Genomic DNA, 14,760 nt, shown 5'->3' on the forward strand with positions numbered 1-14,760 from the left:
TTGGGTGGAAGAGCAGCCTCTATGGAGCATAATCCTCAGTCGCAATTAAAACTCCTTATCTTAAAAGGTAAAGAGCAAGGTTATTTAACTTTTGCCGAAGTAAACGATCACCTTCCACAAGATATCATCGACTCGGATCAGATCGAAGATATCATCCGCATGATTAATGACATGGGTATCCAGGTGTTCGAAACCGCACCAGATGCCGATGACCTGATTATGTCCGACGCAGCGCCGGACGAAGATGCCGCGGAAGAAGCCGCGCAGGCGCTGGTCAGTGTGGACAAAGAACTGGGCCGCACCACAGATCCGGTCCGGATGTATATGCGCGAAATGGGCACAGTGGAACTGTTGACCCGTGAAGGCGAAATTGACATCGCTAAGCGTATCGAAGAAGGCATCAATCAGGTTCAGACCTCAGTGGCTGAATACCCTGAAGCCATCACTTACCTGCTGGAACAGTGGGATAAATTCGAAGCAGAAGAAATCCGCTTAAGCGATATCGTGTCGGCTTTTATCGATCCGAACGAAATCGACGATGTCGCGCCTTCAGCCACCCATATTGGTTCTGACGTGCCGGAAGAAGAACTGGCCGATGAAGATGCCGATTTGACCGGCGACGAAGACGACGAAGACAGCGATGAAGAAGCGGATACAGGTCCGGATCCTGAACTGGCCAAAATCAAATTCGGTGAACTGCGTACCCAGTATGAAGTAACCCGGTTGTCTATCACGCAAAATGGCCGTGAACACGCCACCACCAAAACAGAAATTGAAAAACTTTCTGAGGTGTTCCGTTGTTTCCGCTTAGTGCCAAAACAATTTGACCGCTTAGTCAAAAACATGCGTGAAATGATGGATCGCGTCCGCGTGCAAGAACGCATCGTGATGAAAAACTGCGTTGAATACGCCAAAATGCCAAAGAAAAACTTCTTGAAAGCATTTACTGGCAATGAAAACAGCAGTGCCTGGATTGACGCTGAGATCGCCGCCAACAAGCCATATTCGCCAAAACTGGCTGAATTGCGCGAAGAGCTGGTGCGTTCGACTGATAAGTTGCGCAAAATCGAAGAAGAAACCGGTCTGTCGATCTTTAAAATTAAAGATATCAACCGCCGGATGTCGATTGGTGAAGCCAAAGCCCGCCGTGCCAAAAAAGAGATGGTGGAAGCCAACTTACGTCTGGTGATCTCGATTGCAAAAAAATACACCAACCGTGGTTTGCAATTCCTTGATTTAATTCAGGAAGGCAATATCGGTCTGATGAAAGCTGTCGATAAATTCGAATACCGTCGTGGTTATAAGTTTTCAACTTATGCCACCTGGTGGATCCGTCAGGCCATCACCCGTTCCATCGCCGACCAGGCGCGCACCATCCGTATTCCGGTGCATATGATTGAAACCATCAACAAGCTGAACCGGATTTCCCGGCAGATGCTGCAGGAGATGGGGCGTGAACCGTCGCCGGAAGAACTATCTGAGCGGATGGGCATGCCGGAAGATAAGATCCGCAAAGTGCTGAAAATCGCCAAAGAACCTATTTCGATGGAAACACCGATTGGTGACGACGAAGATTCGCATCTGGGCGATTTTATCGAAGACAGCGGTTCAGAATCACCGCTGGATTCGGCCACGATGGAAAGCTTAAAAGCAGCCACCAACGAAGTGCTGGCAGGCCTGACCGCCCGTGAAGCCAAGGTACTGCGGATGCGTTTTGGTATCGACATGAACACCGACCATACGCTGGAAGAAGTGGGTAAACAATTCGACGTGACGCGCGAGCGGATCCGTCAGATTGAAGCCAAAGCGCTGCGTAAGCTGCGCCACCCTTCCCGTTCAGAAGTATTAAAAAGCTTCCTGGACGAGTAGTCGCAGCCTGTAGACAACAAAAAAGCGCCGATAGGCGCTTTTTTGTTGTCTGTGCGTTACTGCCAATGCTACAGCGAGCTGTTAACTGCAGGCTTTTATCGGCTGTTGCCAGGATGTTGCGACCAGCTTTTTACTGCACGAGCCTAAACCGCTGAAAAAACCAGCAATCGACTTACCAGAAGCCACAACAACAAGTGACAACGGCGTAAAAAATTCATATACTGCCAGCGTTTTATCGTCAGGCAGTTCTGCCCGGCATCAGACAAGGCCCTATAGCTCAGTTGGTTAGAGCATCCGACTCATAATCGGCAGGTCCCTGGTTCAAGTCCAGGTGGGGCCACCATTTTTCAAGCACTTACGTTACGTCTTCTACTTCACTTTAACTCTGTGCTATTTATTTCGTCACTCTGCAGCATCAAATCATGCATGCTGCTGGCAACGGATTTATCTGCAGCTTTTCCATTCTATCGGGACTGCAGCGGCTTTCCAGCAAGCCCCCTCATTGATTCAATGCTAACAATCTGAAAACAAAGGCAGTTGATGGCTTTTACCTTTAAATTTATCTAGCTATGTTGCAATAATCGGTTTTTTATCTTGCAGGATTTTTGATGAAACCGACTCTTTTGCTAACACCACTGGCATTGTCGTTGCTGTGGTTGCCGCTGCTGACCATTGCAGCGACTGACACTGGCTATCAATTGCCGCTGCAGGCAATGGCTGAATTGGTGGATGCGCCGCGCCAGCCGCAGGCACTGGTATCACCGGATAAACAGTATGTGCTGTTTGCCAGCAGCCCGACCGTGCAGACGCTGGCCGATGTGGCCAAAGCTGAACTGAAACTGGCCGGCACCCGTATTAACCCGGCCAATCACACCCCCAGCCGGGCCTGGCCATTGCAGCAGTTGCGGCTGAAGCATTTGACCAGCCTGGCCGAAATCAGCCTGCCATTGCCGGCGCGGAATTTACATCAGCCGCAGTGGTCACCGGATGCCGCTAAAATTGCCGTGCTGGTGGAAGAAAGTGACGCCTTATATCCCTATATTTATGAGCTTAAAAGCAAAAAGCTGACCCGGCTTAGTGTGGCAGTGAATGCGGCTTTGGGTTTACAGTATCAATGGTCTGGTCAAAGTGATGCTTTATTGTTGCCAACTGTGCTGCCGGCACCACAGACACAAGCCCTCAATCAGAACAGTGCAATCAAACCTGCGATCCAGCAAAGCAGTGGCCAGAAAGCCGCAGTCCGCACTTATCAGGACTTGCTGCAAAACAGCGCCGACGAAGCAAGTTTTAGCCGCTATACCACAGCCCAACTGCAGTTAGTGCCAATCACAGCGGACAAGTCCAGCAGCGGCCGCTTGCTGGGCCAACCAGGCATGTTCACCAAATTTAGCTTGTCGCCGGACGGTCAATGGCTGCTGGTGAAAAAGTTACAGCAGCCGTTTTCATATCAGGTGCCTTATAACGCCTTTCCAACCAGCGTTGAAGTTTGGGACTTAAATGGCAAGTTGCTGAAAAAACTAGCGCAAATTCCGCTACAGGATAAATTGCCACCCGGCTTTGATGCCGTGATCACCGGACCCAGAGAGCACAGCTGGCGAGCTGATGCGCCAGCGACTGTGGTTTATGCCGAGGCGCAGGATGGCGGCGATATGGCTGCCAAAGTGCAGATCCATGACAAAGTATACAGCTGGCCCGCACCTTTTAACGCAGCGCCACAGCAACTGCTGGCATTGCAGATGCGTTATCAGGGCATTTACTGGGGCAACGAGCAACTGGCGTTATCGGTAGAAATGCGTTTTGCCGATCGGATGCTGCAAATCAGCCGTTTTGCGCCAGCCCAGGCAGCAAAAGGCACAACTGTGTTTAAGCTGCGATCTTATAATGATGCTTATCAGGATCCGGGCACGCCGCTGCTAAAAATCGGCAGTTACGGCACCGAAGTGCTAGATGTCCGCGCCGGTGACAGTATTTTACTCAGTGGTGCCGGAGCCTCACCGCAAGGCAACCGGCCATTTTTAGATCAATATTCCTTCCAGACCGGCCAGACCGAGCGGTTATGGCAATCGGCCGAGCAATGGTATGACCGCTTGATCGCGGTGCTGGATCAGGATCTGCAACAATTGCTGATCCTGCGCGAAGCTCCGACTGTGCAACCCAACTTTCAACGGCTGAATCGTCGCGATGGTACTATCACCGCGGTCTCTGATTTCCCGCATCCAACCCCCTCATTTGCCAAAGTGCAGAAACAGCTGGTGAAATATCAGCGTAATGACGGCGTGGAGCTCAGCGGGAATCTCTATCTGCCAGCCGATTATGACGCCAGCAAAGGCCCGCTGCCAGTGCTGATCTGGGCTTATCCGCGCGAATTTAAAGATGCTGCCACCGCCGGTCAGTTAAAAGAATCCCCCTTTCAATTTAATCGCATCAGCTTCCAGGGACCCTTGCCACATCTGGCGCAGGGTTTTGCCGTGTTTGATGACGCGAAAATGCCGATTATCGGCACTGCCGACCAACTGCCTAATGATAGCTTCCGCAGTCAGCTGATTGCCGGTGCGCAAGCTGCGGTGGATAAACTGGTCAGCATGGGGATTGCCGATCCGAAACGGGTCGCGGTGGGTGGCCACTCTTATGGCGCTTTTATGACGGCTAATCTGTTAGCGCACTCTGACATCTTTGCCGCTGGTATTGCCCGCTCCGGTGCTTATAACCGCAGTCTGACCCCTTTTGGTTTCCAGGGTGAAGAACGCAATTTCTGGCAGGCGCAGCAGGTATATCAGCAGATGTCGCCGTTTAACTATGCCGATCAAATCAATGAACCGCTGTTAATCATCCACGGTGCCGAAGACAATAACTCCGGTACTTTCCCCATCCAGTCGCAGCGGTTATATGCGGCGCTGGCTGGTTTGGGTGGTCAGGCCCGCTTAGTGATGCTACCGCATGAGCAACATGGTTACCGTGCCCGCGAATCTATTTTGCATATGCTGTGGGAACAGCAGCAATGGCTGGAACAGCATGTAAAAAACCGGCCTTAAACTCATTAAATAAAAAGGGCTGAACTCTGTTCAGCCCTTTTTATTTTGCGCCTTGACGATTTCAAACACCAGCAACCACCACTGCACTGCCCTTTTCGTCAACCATCATGACCTTCAGTTGCAGTATCAGCCCGACAAAGTTGTGGCGGCTAAACAGCGGCCCTCTCCACGGCTATTTCGCCAGCCTGCTGCAGTCGCGCTCAGGCTGTTTTTGTTACTTTTTAACAAAAAAAGCAATAGAGTCTGTCTCTTTCTTTTAGCTTTTTCACGCATAAATGCATTTTTTTTCACCACAATATGTTTAATTAAAAAAAATCATGGTACAAAGTAACATCAGGGCTTGGCATATTGGGTGGTAATGAAAGCTTTGAGCAGGAACAGCAGCGCCAAGTGTTATTGCTGGATCAGCAAAACATCACTGCCGGCTAATCAATCAAAACAAAAACAACAGAGACTTAAACAATGCCAGAATCACATAGCTCTCATGATCATCGTCACAACACGCCAAGGGCCAGACTTGCTCTGGCTGTTTCTGCAGCACTGCTGGGCCTGCATCCAGGCTGGCTGGCTGCACAAGATTTGCCGCAAAATGACAGCGGTGTCATTGACCAGACCGATGCCTCACAGGTTGAAGTGATTGAGGTCAAAGGCATCCGTGGCAGCATCATGTCGGCGCAGGACCTGAAACGTTATGCCGACACCGTCAAAGACGTCATTACCGCGACCGATATTGGCGCCTTGCCGGATAAATCCGTCACTGAAGCGCTGCAAAGGGTACCTGGCGTTACTATTGAACGTTTTGCATCTTCGGACGACCCGAAACATTATGCCGATGAGGGCACCGGGGTATTAGTCCGTGGCCTGGACCGGGTGCGCTCGGAAGTGAATGGCCGCGGTGCCTTTAGCGCCAATCCAGCCGGCGGTTTAAGTTATGAAGATTTCCCGGCTGAGTTATTAGGCTCAGTCGAAGTAGTAAAAAATCAGACCGCCGATCTGATTTCAGGCGGTATTGCCGGCACCGTCAATCTGGTCACCCGTAAACCTTTTGACACTGATAAACGGCTGATTGCCTTTAGCAGCAAAGCCAACTATGGCGATTTCCGTGATGAAATCACGCCATCATTTTCCGGCTTATTCGCTGACAACTGGCAAAGCAAAGCCGGTAAATTCGGTTTTCTGCTCGCGGCTTCTAAATCAGAATATCAATCCCGCGGTGACGGTATTGGTTTAGGTAATTTTCATTCCCGCGGCAGTGCCTTTATTCCGGTGCTGGATCCATGGGGTGGGCTGCTGGATGTAGACCCGAAATCACCGTTAGAAGGCCCTGCCCTGCCTGGTCAGCCTGTTGGCTCGGTCTGGCATGTGCCAGCTGCTATCCATCTCAGTACTGCTGATAACGATCGAAAACGCACCGGTTTTACCAGTTCTTTGCAATGGGCCAATCTCGATGAAACTGTGATCGCTACCCTGGAACATATCAATTCCGAGGCGTCCTTGGTGTGGAATGAACGGCAAATGGGTCAGGCGGCACAGGGTTTTAAAAGTTATATGGGCTTTTCCCAAAACTGGAAAGGCGATGAAGCGAACAATCACCCGCTGACCACCGACAATAACGGTTATGTCAGCTCGGGGATTGCCTTAGGTGCCAGTGCTGAAACGCCATTCTTTTACCGCAGTCGCTGGAACTACAATGAAAATACCGTACAGGACAGCTCACTGAATCTGAAGATTAAAGCCACAGATAAACTGCAGCTGGAGTTTGATTATCAGCATATTGATTCAGAAAAAGTGGTGCATAACTACAGCATGTCAGGCCAGACCCGCGGTTTGAGTGTCGGCACTGTGTCGCCTTATTTCCTCGATATGCGGGGCGAACGCCCGACCGTACAATTCCTCAGTGATAACATTCAAACGCCGGGCTGGTCGCCTAAACCTGAGTGGGACGGCCCGGTACCTAATTTATTCCTCGGTAGCGGGATGGAACAGGAAGAACACAACACCGCCAAAGCAGATAGCTTTAAACTGAATGCCAGTTACCAGCTCGATGGCACCTTCACCAGTGTTAAAACCGGTTTATACCATACCAAAAAAGATTTAACTGTGCGTGACACTGCCTATGAAGGCTGGACAGCCATTGGTACGCCGTGGAATCAAAAGGATCGCAATGCGGCCGCAGCAGTGAATCGGCCGGAGTTATTTGAGCAAGTTGATTTCTCAGATTATTACCATGGCAATGTCCTGCTTGGTAACGTCAACAACTTTTATTTCCCGAAAATGGATCTGGTGAAAAATTTTGCCCAGTCCTTACGCCAGGGTTGTAAAGATGGCTGGCATAACGCCACCAGCAGCGCCGCCAATAATGGTGTTTGTACCGGTGTTTATGTGCCTTATGCCGACAAACCGAACCGGGTCGAAGGACCTTATGCCGCCCACAACATCAGTTCCTCAGAAGAAAAACGGACTGAATTCTATCTGCGTACTGATTTTGAACTACCAGAGCTGGACATCCCGCTCAAAGGGAATGTTGGCTTGCGTTATGTCAGCTATCAACTGGCCTCGACCGGCGCCTTTGTGCAGCCATTAGCAGCCAAACGTGGGGCGGCCGGTACATCACTGAATACCGTGATGCAAAAACCTGAATATAAACGTTATTACGATCTGGCTGCCGGTCAATCTGAACTCAGTACCGTCGATGGTACCGACTACAACACAGTGTTACCCAGTCTGAACCTGAGTTTTGAACTGGCAGATGATTTGGTGACCCGTGTTGGTGCTTCCAAGGGCTTATATTATCCAAGCCTGGTCGATGCCCGTAATATCAGTCTGCTTGATCTGGATTTTACCCGTCGGTTAAAAAACCCTGGCATGGATCAGGATGAAGTGAACAACCCGGTGGTGGCGCTGGACAACATCGAAGTGACTGCATTAGCCGGTAATCCTTATCTGGAACCAGAAGAGTCAATCAATCTGGATGTCACGGCCGAGTGGTATTTTGCCGATGGCGGTTTTGTTAACCTGGGTCTGTTCCATAAAAAACTCGATAACATTATCCGCAACCGGCAATTTGATATGGCGGTGACTTATGGCAGCGAAAAATATGACGTTTCGGCCTACGGCCCTGCCAACACAGGTTCTGGCACTATTCGCGGCCTGGAGTTTTCATACTCGCAGTTTTACGACATGCTGCCAGGATTATGGCGGGGTTTAGGTTTGCAATTTAACTATACCTACATTGATCAAAGTGGGCTGGAAGATCCGAACCAAATCGCCAAGGGCACGCTGGGCTTTAAGGAAGACGGCAGCCGTATTGAAGACAATCGCAATACTTTCCGTGTATTCAGTGGTTTACCTTTGCAAGGTTATTCCGATCGCAATATGAATATCGTCGGTATGTATGAATACGAAGCGGTGTCTTTCCGACTGGCGTATACCTGGCGCTCTGAGTATTTACTGACCCTGCGGGAGTCGGAAGAATTTGCCCCTGCCTTTGCTAAAGCGGCGGGTATGCTGGATGCCAGCCTGTATTACAGCATTAACGACAACTGGAAAGTTGGGATTGAAGGCAGCAACTTGCTGAACACAGAAACCAGAACCCAGTATCAGATGAATCAGGCAGGAGACAAAACGGATGCACTGAGCTTTATTACAGACCGCCGTTATGCCCTGAGTGTGCGCGCTACCTTCTGATTTGGGCGCCGACATTCTGGCATAGATCGGATCCCAGTCGTCGCTGGGGTCTGGTCTATGCCCCCCTTCGACGACAAACTGGCCATCCTGACTTGCCAGCCGCCAGCACACTGGTTACCATAGCCGCAATCTTTTCTGCATTCGGGCTGTTATGCCGTTACGCCAACTGAAATTATGGGTGCTTCTATTGCTGATGCTCAGCCATGCCGTCGCGTCTTGCGATAGTCTGGTCGTGCATTTGCCTGCCGAAGCCCATCCGCTCAGTCTGGCCGTCGACAGTTGTCATACCGATGCTGCAACCGCCGACAGCGCGGATCATCATTATCATGCCAATCCGGCCAGTCACCAGAGCGGAGACAGCGGCGAGCAACAGCCGCATTCTGTCCATGCCCATGTCAGTTGTTTTGTGCCTTACCAAGCTCCGGTTGCTGCTATTGCGGCCCCAGCCGCAGTCATCGTCAACGCTGCGCGAAATTTACCAAGCCTGACGCTGGCTCCGCCGGTACCACCGCCAACCTTAGTTAGTTGAGTTGATGTTTTAGTGCTGTCGCCTGTGGCGGCAGTGTCAACTTTACGATCCTAAGGAAGAATTCTGATGTTAAGCCATTTGATGGCTGGCGATGGCCGTTTTGTCGGCCAGTCGCGGCCCCGTTATATCCGGCTGGCACTGACCAGTTGGCTGCTGCTGCAAAGCAGTACCACGCTGGCGACAACTACGCCACCAGCCTTATTGTCACTGCAGGATGCCCTCAACCGCACCCTGCAATACAGCCCACAACTGCAGCAGCAACCACTGGCAGTGCGCCAGCAAGCACTGCTCAGATTGCAGGCTGCCGCCACGCCAGTGCCCGAACTGACGCTGAGCGCCGAAAATATCAGCGGCAGCAGCAGTCAAAGCCGTGGTCTGCAACAAGGCGAATACAGTCTAGCTTTCAGCCAGTTACTGGAAGATAGCGCCAAACAACAGGCCAGGCTGCAGCTGAATACTGCCGGCAGCCATTTACTGCAACAACAGCAGCGCCAACAGCAACTGACAGTGCTGGCAGACACAGTCCGGGCTTATCAGCAACTGCAACGACTGCAATTACTGACCCGCTGGACTGAGCATCGCCGCCAGACTGAACAACAAATCCTGCAGATAGCCAAACAACGTCAGGCGGCAGCATTAATGCTGGCAGCGGAAGTCAGTCGTTTACAGCTGCGTTTGCTACAAACCGAGTTGCAGCAACAACAACTGACTGCAGCCACTTTACAAGCCAAAGCTGAGTTGGCGGCGTTATGGGGTGCCAGCGCCGATTTCGACCAGGTTGAACCTTTACCGGCCGCTTTGCCGCAATTACCGGACTGGACACTGTTGCAACAACAATTGCAACAAGCACCGCAGTTGCAAAGCTGGTTATCGGTTGTCCGGCTGGCCCAGGCAGAGATCCGGCTGGCACAAGTCAATCAGCAGAACGACTGGCGACTGGGAATTGGGCTGAAACGAGACCAAGCCACTCAGGATACCTCATTGCAACTGTCATTATCGCTGCCACTGGGAGTGAGCCAACCGCAACAACTGGCGCTGAGTCAGTTACAGGCCGAGCAACAGCAACTCAGTCAGCAATTGGATCAACAGCAGTTGCAACTGCGCCTGCAATGGCATTACCAACAACTCCAGCAACAAGCCAGCCAGCTGCAGCAACTGCAACAACAGTTGCTGCCGCAGGCGCAACTGCTGGTTCGCCAGAGTCAACAAGCCTGGCAACAAGGTGTACTCAGCACCGCCGATTGGCTCAGTAACAGACAAGAATTGCTACAAACCGAGCTGGAACAAATTGAGCTGCGCGCCGCCTTCGCCAGCCGGTTGCTGGAACTGCAGTTACTGACAGGTCAGCCGCTGCTGCAACAAGCCAGCCATCCGTTCACCACCAGAGCCCCTAGTCAGCGCTACCGGGCTTTACCCGCCAGTATGCAGGCCGCTTCAGACCAGACTTCAACAGGACATCAGCCATGAACCAACCCTTTTTGCTATTTTTATTGTTTTGCTTTTTGACCAACAGTTGTTGGGCAACAGTTTCATCACAACCAGCGCAGACGCAACTGGTTGCCGCCACCACTGAGCTGGAGCAAGAGAACGAGCATGAACATGAACACGGCGATGAAACCAGCCCGCCTGACAGCGAAGGCCATCAGGAAAAGCTGCAACTGAGCCCACAACAAATCAGCAATGCCGGTTTAGTGCTCAGTACGGCCGGGCCAGCGTTGCTACAGCAGAAGCTGCCGTTGTTTGGGGTACTGAGTATTCCAAGCAATAAACAGTACCGCTTGAATGCCCCTTATGTTGGCTTAATTGAACAAGTACTGGTGGAAGTGGGCGACCAAGTCAGTGCTGGCCAACCACTTGCCAGAGTTCGCAACAGCAATACCCTGCAAAGTTATCCGCTACTGGCGCCTGCCAGTGGGGTCATCAGTCAGCGCTGGCTCAATCCGGGCGATCTGGCCAGCAGTCCGCTGCTGGAAATCAGCGACGATAGCCAACTCTGGTTTGACATGTCGGTGTTTCCAACCGACGCCAGTCAATTGCGACTGGAGCAACCACTGCAACTGCAGGATCTGGATCAACCGCAAGCTGCCACAGTACAAACGCAGGTAAATTATATCGCGCCACAGCTCAGCATGGGCCATATCACCCGGGCCCGTGCCACTTTGCCCAGTACCGGGCTACCGAAACATTGGCGTGCCGGCATGCATTTGCAGGCCTGGCTGACAGTGGCGCAGCAAGAGGTGGCCGTGGCAGTACCGCAATCGGCATTACAGCAATTAGCAGGTAAAACCGTGCTCTTTGTGCAGCAAGGTCAGGAGTTTATTGCCACTGAGGTTGAACTGGGTCTGGTCGCGCCGCCTTTGGTGGAAATCCGTCATGGTTTGGCTGCTGGCAGTCGTTATGTCAGCCAGCAAAGTTTTGTCCTTAAAGCCGAACTGGGTAAAGCCAGTGCTGGCCATAGCCATTAATACCGGGAGCAGAAGATGATCAACTGGTTATTACAAAAGGCAATTGACCGGCCCGGCCTGATATTGTTGCTGACCTTGTTACTGGCGGGGATTGGCAGCTGGCAAGCCACGCAACTGCCGGTCGATGCAGTGCCTGATATTACCAATGTGCAGGTCCAACTGAATACCGCTGCGCCAGGTTTTTCGCCGCTGGAAACTGAACAACGGATCAGTACATTGATTGAAACCGGCATGGCCGGTCTGCCGCAGTTGGAATACAGCCGCTCTTTGTCCAGGTACGCTTTGTCACAGGTGACGCTGGTGTTTACCGACGGTACTGACTTGTACTGGGCCAGGCAACAAGTCAGCGAACGCTTACAAACCTTACGCACTCAGTTACCGGCAGGTGTGGAGACTGAGTTGGGGCCTTTAACTTCGGGGCTTGGCGAAATTCTGGCATATCGGCTGCAAGCTGAGCCAGGGGCACGTAAAGCCGATGGTTCCTTGTATTCAGCCCAGGATTTACGCACCTTACAAGATTGGACGGTGCGGCCACAATTGTTACAAGTGCCTGGTGTCACCGAAGTGAATACCATGGGAGGTTTAGTGCTGGAATATCAGGTCGCGCCGGATCCGGCCAGACTGATGGCACTGAAGATCACGCTTAGCGAGCTTGCTACGGCACTGGAGCGCAATAACAGCAATATTGGTGCCGGTTATATTGAGCGCAATGGGGAACAATGGTTGATCCGCTCACCGGGCCAGCTTAGTTCAGGGCAGGATATTGCCGAACTTATTATCGCTAAACGGGATCTGGGGCCGGTGCGGGTAAAAGATGTTGCCACAGTCCAACTGGGTAGTGCCCTGCGAACAGGGGCCGCCACCCAAAATGGTGCAGAAGTGGTGCTCGGCACTGTGATGATGCTGCAAGGCGCCAATAGTCGCACTGTCGCCTTGGCCGTCGCAGCAAAGCTCAACGCCATCCGGCTGCCAACTGGCGTCAGTGCTGATATCAGCTACAACAGAACCGGATTGGTGGATGCCACCATCGCCACTGTCAGCAAAAACCTGCTGGAAGGCGCGGTGTTGGTGATCGTGATCCTGCTGCTGTTTTTGCGGCAGTTAAAAGCGGCGTTGATCACAGCCGCCGTGATCCCGCTGAGTATGCTGTTTGCCATCAGCGGCATGGCCGCCAATAAAGTCAGTGCCAATCTGATGAGCCTTGGCGCTATTGATTTTGGTTTGATGGTTGATTGCGCAGTCATCGTGGTCGAAAACTGCTTAAAACGACTGGCACAAGCACAACAGCAGCAGGGGCGCTTGTTAACCTTTGACGAGCGACGGCAACTGGTGCTGGCTGCCAGCCGGGAAGTCTTGACCCCGGCCTGGTCTGGGGTGCTGATTATTATGCTGGTCTATCTGCCGCTGTTTGCGCTCAGTGGCGTTGAAGGCAAAATGTTCCATCCAATGGCATTTACCGTGATGACAGCACTGGCTGGCGCTATGCTACTGGCGTTCAGTTTTGTGCCTGCCGCTTTGGTCTGGTGGCTACGCGGTCCGGTGTCAGAACAACCAGGCTGGTTATTTAGCCGGTTACAACACGGCTATCAACCCTTGCTCCGGCGGATTTTACGAAAGCCCGCGCCATGGTTGACGCTGGCACTGCTGCTGCTTGGCGCTAGCGCTGTGCTCGGCAGCCGGCTTGGGACTGAATTTATGCCGCAGTTGGATGAAGGTGACGTTGCTTTACACGCCATGCGGATCACCGGCACCAGTCTTAGTCAGTCGGTGCTAATGCAACAGCAACTGGAAAAAGCACTACTGCAACAACCGGAAGTATTGCGGGTATTTTCAAAAATAGGCACTCCGGAAATAGCGACAGATCCAATGCCGCCGAATGTCGCAGACACTTTTGTTATCCTCAAAGCCAGAGCCGATTGGCCGGAACCAGCCAAAAGTAAAACTGCGCTGGTGCAGGAAATGCGTCAGCGCCTCAGTGCCTTTCCCGGTAATAATTATGAGTTTACTCAGCCGATCGAAATGCGCTTTAACGAATTGATCGCCGGTGTCAGAGCGGATGTAGCAATCCGGCTTTACGGTGATGATCTGCCCACTTTGACCGAACTTGGCCAACAACTTTTGCAGATAGTCAGCAAAGTGCCAGGAGCCGCCGATGCCAGACTGGAACAACAGGATGGTCTGCCGTTATTATCGATCGAACCTGAACGCGAACATTTGGCCTTGCTTGGGCTTGATGTCGCAGCGCTGCAACAACTGCTACAGACCGCCGTTGGTGGTCAGCAACTGGGATTGATTTATCAAGGCGATCAAAGATTTGCTTTGATGCTGCGGCTACCGGAATCGTTACGGCAGGATCCTACGGCGCTCGGCCGGATCCCGATCGCTTTACCGACAGAGCAAAGCGGCAATAATACCGGGCAAGAGCTGAATTATGTCCCCTTAGCCGATATTGCCACCTTGCGTGAATCAACAGGTCCCAGTCAGATCAATCGATATCAGGGCAAGCGCCATCTGGTGATAAGCGCCAATATCGAAGAGCGGGATTTGGGCTCCTTTGTCGCTGAATTACAGCAACAAATGGCACAAGTCACACTACCTGCCGGTTATTGGCTGGATTATGCCGGCAGTTATCAGCAGTTAGTTTCAGCACAACAGCGACTGCAACTGGTGATCCCCTTAACCTTATTGCTAATTTTTTTGCTGTTATATCAAGCGTTAAATTCAGTCTGGCAAGCAATGCTGGTGTTGCTGGTGATCCCTTTTGCGCTGGCTGGTGGTGTACTGGCGTTATGGCTGCGAGAAATGCCACTGTCGATTTCAGCACTGGTTGGTTTTATTGCCTTGTCCGGTATCGCGGTACTGAATGGGATTGTGCTGTTAAGCGCGGTGGCCACCTTGCGGGCACAGGGAATGGCGCTCTATCAGGCAGTGTGGCAAGGCGCCCAGCAACGACTCAGACCTGTGCTGATGACAGCCTTAGTCGCTAGCCTTGGTTTTGTGCCGATGGCCTTTAACCTGGGGATTGGCGCTGAAGTGCAACGCCCACTGGCGACAGTGGTGATTGGTGGCATTCTGTCAGCCACCATGCTGACATTACTGGTATTGCCGGCGCTCTATCTGCTGCTGGCCAGTAAAATGAAGTTCAGCCAGCGTTAACTGCGTTTCAGCCACGACGGAT

7 protein-coding genes and 1 tRNA gene are annotated in these 14,760 nt (G+C 52.0%); all 8 read left to right on the plus strand.

The window, feature by feature from the left end; translation table 11 throughout:
- Nucleotides 1-21 precede the first annotated feature (21 nt).
- The 8 genes from rpoD to AC53GJ_RS18125 all read left to right on the plus strand — a co-directional run bounded on the left by rpoD (nucleotide 22) and on the right by AC53GJ_RS18125 (nucleotide 14,738).
- Nucleotides 22-1,869: an RNA polymerase sigma factor RpoD gene (gene rpoD / locus AC53GJ_RS18090; protein ID WP_496729796.1), complete on the plus strand. Its 1,848-nt coding sequence runs from the start codon at nucleotides 22-24 to the stop codon at nucleotides 1,867-1,869.
- Nucleotides 1,870-2,135: 266 nt separating this feature from the next.
- Nucleotides 2,136-2,212: transfer RNA gene (locus AC53GJ_RS18095), tRNA-Ile, on the plus strand.
- 265 nt (nucleotides 2,213-2,477) lie between these two features.
- Nucleotides 2,478-4,901, plus strand: coding sequence for an alpha/beta hydrolase family protein (locus AC53GJ_RS18100; protein WP_496729797.1), 2,424 nt, complete (start codon nucleotides 2,478-2,480; stop codon nucleotides 4,899-4,901).
- 462 nt (nucleotides 4,902-5,363) lie between these two features.
- Nucleotides 5,364-8,588, plus strand: a complete 3,225-nt coding sequence (locus AC53GJ_RS18105; RefSeq protein WP_496729798.1) for a TonB-dependent receptor — start codon at nucleotides 5,364-5,366, stop codon at nucleotides 8,586-8,588.
- Nucleotides 8,589-8,739: 151 nt separating this feature from the next.
- Complete coding sequence (locus AC53GJ_RS18110) at nucleotides 8,740-9,117, plus strand: hypothetical protein (RefSeq protein WP_496729799.1); 378 nt, start codon at nucleotides 8,740-8,742, stop codon at nucleotides 9,115-9,117.
- A gap of 66 nt (nucleotides 9,118-9,183) precedes the next feature.
- A complete protein-coding gene (locus AC53GJ_RS18115) occupies nucleotides 9,184-10,584 on the plus strand; it encodes a TolC family protein (RefSeq protein ID WP_496729800.1) in 1,401 nt (466 codons plus the stop codon).
- A complete protein-coding gene (locus AC53GJ_RS18120) occupies nucleotides 10,581-11,582 on the plus strand; it encodes an efflux RND transporter periplasmic adaptor subunit (RefSeq protein WP_496729801.1) in 1,002 nt (333 codons plus the stop codon). The genes AC53GJ_RS18115 and AC53GJ_RS18120 overlap by 4 nt, the downstream gene beginning before the upstream one ends.
- Before the next feature lie 15 nt (nucleotides 11,583-11,597).
- On the plus strand, nucleotides 11,598-14,738 hold the full coding sequence (locus AC53GJ_RS18125; protein WP_496729802.1) for an efflux RND transporter permease subunit: 3,141 nt from the start codon (nucleotides 11,598-11,600) through the stop codon (nucleotides 14,736-14,738).
- The last annotated feature ends 22 nt before the right edge of the window (nucleotides 14,739-14,760 follow it).

This window comes from Rheinheimera sp. B2H12 (assembly GCF_059620065.1).